Below are 4961 nucleotides of genomic sequence, written 5' to 3'. Positions count from 1 at the left end.
GGGCCACTCCTCCCCCCGCCGCCCCGGCGGCGGCCACGGCCTGCGGGGCATCGCCGACCGGGCGCGGCTGCTGGGCGGGACCGCACAGGCCGGTGCCGCCGAGGGAGCGTGGCGGCTGAACGTACGACTGCCCATGAAGGGACCCGTATGACGACCCGCCCGCCCGTCCGCGTCGTCCTCGCCGACGACGAGCGCATGGTGCGCAGCGCCCTGCGCGCCATCCTCTCCGTCGAGCCGGACCTGGAGGTGGTCGGCGAGGCGGCCACCGGGGCCGAGGCGGTGTCCGTGGTGCGCGAGCTGCGGCCCGACGTGGTCCTGATGGACGTCCGTATGCCGGACGTAGACGGCATCCGGGCCACCGAGCAGATCCTCGCCACGCTCGACGAGCCGCCCCGCATCGTCGTCGTCACCACCTTCGAGAACGACTCCTACGTGTACGACGCGCTGCGCGCCGGGGCCGCCGGGTTCCTGCTGAAGCGGGCGGACGCCGACGTGCTGGTGCAGGCCGTACGGCTGGTCTCGCACACCGACACCCTGCTGTTCCCCGCGGCCGTGCGCACCCTGGCGGCCGAGCACGCGCGCGCGTACCCGGCGCCGCCGGCCTGGGTGGCGCGGCTCACCTGCCGGGAGAGCGAGGTGCTGCGGCTGATGGCGCGGGGCCTGACCAACGCGGAGATCGCGCGGCGCATGGAGGTCGGTCCGGCCACCGTGAAATCGCATGTGGCGGCGATCCTGGCGAAGACCGGCACCCGGGACCGTACCCAGGCCGTGATCGCCGCCTACGAGGCCGGCTTCATGAACGCCCGATGAGAAAACCGGGCGGAAGGGAACGTTCCGCCCCATCCTGATCGTCGTTCGGAGTGGGATGAACAAGACGATCAGGCGGGCGTCCGTCTTCTCGCTGCTGCTGGTGTTGGCTCTGCTGGTCAGGGCGACCTGGGTGCAGTTCTACGAAGGCCAGGCCCTCGCGGACGACAAGGAAAACCGGCGGACCACGATCGAGCTGTACAGCGAGCCGCTCGGCAACATCGTCGTGGGCGGAGAGGCCGTCACGGGCTCGGCGCCGATGAAGAGCGGCGACCTGGCGTACAAACGGACGTACAAGGACGGCGCGCTGTACGCGGCGGTCACCGGGTACAGCTCGCAGGCGTTCGGAGCGACACAGCTTGAGGGCGTCTACCGGGACCTGCTCGACGGCACGGACAACCGGCTCAAGAGCGTGCTGGACACGGTCACCAACAAGCGGTCCGACCCGGGCAACGTGATCACGACGATCGACCCGGGGGTGCAGAAGGCGGCCTACGACGCGCTCGGCGACAACAAGGGCGCCGCCGTCGCGATCGACCCCACCACGGGGAGGATCCTGGCGGTCGTCTCCACTCCGTCCTACGACCCGTCGCGGATCACCACGGGTGACGCGGACGCCTGGAAGCAGCTGACCAAGGACGCCGAGAAGCCGATGACGAACCGCGCGCTGCGCCAGCCGCTGCCGCCGGGTTCGACGTTCAAGCTGGTCGTGGCGGCGGCCGCGCTGGAGGACGGGCTGTACTCGTCGGTGGACGAGAAGACCGACAGCCCGGACCCGTACCCGCTGCCGCAGTCCAGCGACAAGCTGGGCAACGAGAACCCGTCCGCCCCGTGCGAGAACGCCTCGATCCGGGTGGCGCTGCAGTACTCGTGCAACAACGTCTTCGGGAGCATGGCCGTCGCCCTGGGTCAGGACAAGGTCCGGGAGATGGCCGAGAAGTTCGGCTTCAACGACAAGGAGCAGGACGTGCCGGTGCGGGCGTACACCAGCGTGTACCCCTCCGAGATGGACGAGGCGCAGACCGCCCTGTCCGGCATCGGCCAGTTCGACGTCACCGCCACCCCGCTCCAGATGGCCATGGTGTCGGCCGCCATAGCCAACGACGGCAAGCTGGTCTCGCCGCACATGGTCTCCCAGATCACCGACGGCGGCGGCGACGTCCTGGAGAACTACGACGACAACGCCGGCACCGAGGAGATCGTCAGCTCCGACACCGCCGAGCAGCTCCAGTCGGCGATGCAGACGGTCGTCGAGAAGGGCACGGGCACCAACGCGCAGATCTCGGGCGCGACGGTGGGCGGCAAGACGGGCACGGCCCAGCACGGCGAGAACAACAGCAAGACGCCGTACGCCTGGTTCACGTCCTACGGAAAGGCCGACGGCAAGGAGGTCGCCGTGGCGGTGATCATCGAGCAGTCGAACGCGGAGCGCTCCGAGGTCAGCGGTAACGGGCTGGCCGCCCCCGTCGCCAAGAAGGTGATGGAGGCGGCGCTCAAGGGGTAGGAAGGCTTACTTGACGCCCAGGACCTGCTCGATCGGGTTGATCGCGAAGTACACCAGGAACAGCAGCGAGGTCCCCCACAGCAGCCAGTGGATCTCCTTCGCCTTGCCGAGCACGAGCTTGATGACGACGTAGGCGACGAAGCCGGCCCCGATGCCGTTGGTGATGGAGTACGTGAACGGCATGACCGCGATCGTCAGGAACGCCGGGATGGCGATCTCGTACTTGTCCCAGTCGATGTGCTTGACCTGGGTCATCATCAGGAAGCCGACGGCGACCAGGGCGGGGGCGGCGGCCTGGAGCGGGACGATGGTGAGCAGCGGGGTCAGGAAGAGGGCCAGGGCGAAGAGGCCGCCGGTGACCAGGTTGGAGAAGCCGGTGCGCGCGCCCTCGCCGACGCCGGCGGCCGACTCGATGTAGGAGGTCGCCGACGACGAGGAGGCCGCGCCGCCCGCGGCCGCGGCGGCGCCGTCGATCAGCAGCACCCGGCCGAGGTTCGGCACCTTGCCCTGTTCGTCGAGGAGTCCGGCCTCGGCGCTGATGCCGACGACCGTGCCCATGGTGTCGAAGAAGTCGGACAGCACCAGGGTGAAGACCAGCAGGACGACGGTGATGGCGGTGGTCTCGCCGAACGCGCCGAACAGACTGAAGTCGCCGATGAGTCCGAAGTCCGGGGTGTCGACGATCTTGTCGGGCCAGGCGGGGGTGGTCAGGCCCCAGGCCTTGATGTCGGCGATCGAGTTGATGATCATCGCCACGACCGTCATCGTCACGATGCTGATCAGGATGGCGCCCTTCACCTTGCGGGCGAGCAGGGCGATCGTCAGCAGCACGCCGAGGCAGAACACGAGGATCGGCCATCCGGTGAGCTGGCCGGTGCCGCCCATCTGCACCGGCACCGTGGTGTTCGCGGCATCCGGGATCCGGCTGACGAACCCGGCGTCGACGAAGCCGATGAAGGCGATGAACAGACCGATGCCGACGCTGATCGCCTGCTTGAGCGGCTGCGGGATGGCGTGCATGACGGCCTCGCGCAGCCCGGTGAGCACCAGCACGCAGATCAGCAGGCCTTCGAGGACGACCAGGCCCATCGCGTCGTCCCACGCCATGAGCGGGGCGATCTGGAAGGCGACGACGGCGTTCAGGCCGAGGCCGGCGGCGAGCGCGAGCGGGAGGTTGCCGCCGACGCCCATGATGATCGTCATGACCGCGGCCACCAGGGCGGTGGCGGTGGTGAGTTGGACGGCGTCGAGCTGGTGGCCGAACTTGTCCTTCGCGCTGCCGAGGATGATGGGATTCAGGACAAGGATGTAGGCCATCGTGAAGAACGTGGCGAAGCCGCCGCGTATCTCACGGGCGAAGGTGGAGCCCCGCGCGGAGATCTTGAAGTACCGGTCGACGCTGTTCACGCCTGGCGGCGGGGCACTTGACCGGTCGGCCACCTTCTGCGATTCGGACATGGCGGTTGCTCCTTGCTGCCTGACGTGATCGGTGTGCGGATGCTGGCTGGATTGTTCCCGCGTTGAACGCGGTTCAGGTTTTCTCCGTGTTACGGAATCAGGGCTGTTCACGTGCGACGCACCATACGGTGTTCGAAGTCCCGTACGAACAGGGCATTCGATCACTGCTACGCTTCCGGATCTCGCCGGATGATCGCGAAATGATCGCCGGACGATCACATGTCACTCACATGCCACTCTCAGGCAGGAGGGGTCGCCCGTGGGCACGGTCGTCGACGACGCCGCCTCCGTGGAGTTCCATGCCTTCTTCGAGCGTCACTACGCAGAATTGTCGCGCCTGGCCCATCTGCTGACGGGTGAGGCGGACGCCGCCGACGATCTGGCGGCGGACGCGCTGCTCGCGCTGTGGCACCGCTGGGACCGGGTCCGCGCGGCCGACCACCCGGTGGCGTACGCGCGCGGTGTCGTCGCCAACCTGGCCCGCACCAGGATCCGCAGCGCGGTCCGGGAGCGGCGGCGGGTGGCGCTGTTCTGGTCGCAGCGCGAGGAGAGGACCGAGAACCCGGACGTGGCGGGGGTCGTCGACGTCCAGGAGGCGTTGCGTAGACTTCCGTTCCGCAAACGCGCCTGTGTGGTGCTGCGGCATGCGTTCGACCTCTCCGAGAAGGACACCGCGCTCGCCCTGGGCATATCGGTCGGTACGGTGAAGAGCCAGACCTCGAAGGGGATGGCCGAACTGCAGCGGCTGCTCGGGACGCAGGGCGCTCCGCTCAAGGTGCATGCGGCGGCGATGGCCCGCACCGGGGACGCCGGAGGAAGGAACCGATGATGCGGCGGGACGTGCACGACGAACTGCGCGCCCGGCTGCACGAGGCGGCCGAGGCGCACGAGCCCGACCGCGAGCGGATCCTGGCCCGGATCGAACGCGGTATGGCGGACCCGTCCGGCCAGTCCCGCCGCGACCACCGCGCGACCCGGCCGCCCGTGTACGGGTGGGTCCGGGTGGTGACGGCCACGGCCGCGGTCGCCGGCGTTCTCGCGGTCGGCGGTTACGCGGTGGCGTCCGCCGTGAAGGAGGACACCCCGCAGCAGACGGTGGCCACGTCGCCGACGCCCACCCCCGGCGGCGGCGCGGGCCGGGCCGGGGGGGGGCGCGGGGGGGGGGGGGGGGGGGCGCCGGGGGGGCGGGGGG

At 69.7% G+C, this 4961-nt stretch carries 4 protein-coding genes and 1 pseudogene; 4 read left to right on the top strand and 1 reads right to left on the bottom strand.

What is annotated here, in order from left to right; genetic code table 11:
• Positions 1 to 147: 147 nt before the first annotated feature.
• Both L0P92_RS42090 and L0P92_RS42085 read left to right on the top strand, forming a co-directional pair.
• On the top strand, positions 148 to 810 hold the full coding sequence (locus tag L0P92_RS42090; protein ID WP_234768419.1) for a response regulator transcription factor: 663 nt from the start codon (positions 148 to 150) through the stop codon (positions 808 to 810).
• A gap of 55 nt (positions 811 to 865) precedes the next feature.
• Complete coding sequence (locus tag L0P92_RS42085; RefSeq protein ID WP_234768418.1) at positions 866 to 2311, top strand: peptidoglycan D,D-transpeptidase FtsI family protein; 1446 nt, start codon at positions 866 to 868, stop codon at positions 2309 to 2311.
• Positions 2312 to 2317: 6 nt separating this feature from the next.
• Here the strand turns inward: L0P92_RS42085 and L0P92_RS42080 are convergent, their stop codons facing one another.
• A complete protein-coding gene (locus L0P92_RS42080) occupies positions 2318 to 3769 on the bottom strand; it encodes an NCS2 family permease (protein WP_234768417.1) in 1452 nt (483 codons plus the stop codon).
• 259 nt (positions 3770 to 4028) lie between these two features.
• On the opposite strand from L0P92_RS42080, the gene L0P92_RS42075 reads away from it, so the two are divergent.
• On the top strand, positions 4029 to 4598 hold the full coding sequence (locus L0P92_RS42075; RefSeq protein ID WP_234768416.1) for a SigE family RNA polymerase sigma factor: 570 nt from the start codon (positions 4029 to 4031) through the stop codon (positions 4596 to 4598).
• A pseudogene (locus tag L0P92_RS42070) lies at positions 4595 to 4961 on the top strand (anti-sigma factor); the annotation flags it as partial. The gene L0P92_RS42075 and the pseudogene L0P92_RS42070, both read left to right, overlap by 4 nt.

Source organism: Streptomyces muensis, from assembly GCF_021474425.1.
GTDB lineage: Bacteria > Actinomycetota > Actinomycetes > Streptomycetales > Streptomycetaceae > Streptomyces > Streptomyces muensis.
This window is presented reverse-complemented; position numbering and strand designations above follow the sequence as displayed.

Excerpts from the sequence above, each read along its gene's own strand:
- L0P92_RS42090 (WP_234768419.1), top strand. The coding sequence starts at position 148 with ATGACGACCCGCCCGCCCGTCCGCGTCGTCCTCGCCGACGACGAGCGC.
- L0P92_RS42080 (WP_234768417.1), bottom strand. The coding sequence starts at position 3,769 with ATGTCCGAATCGCAGAAGGTGGCCGACCGGTCAAGTGCCCCGCCGCCA.
- L0P92_RS42085 (WP_234768418.1), top strand. The coding sequence starts at position 866 with ATGAACAAGACGATCAGGCGGGCGTCCGTCTTCTCGCTGCTGCTGGTG.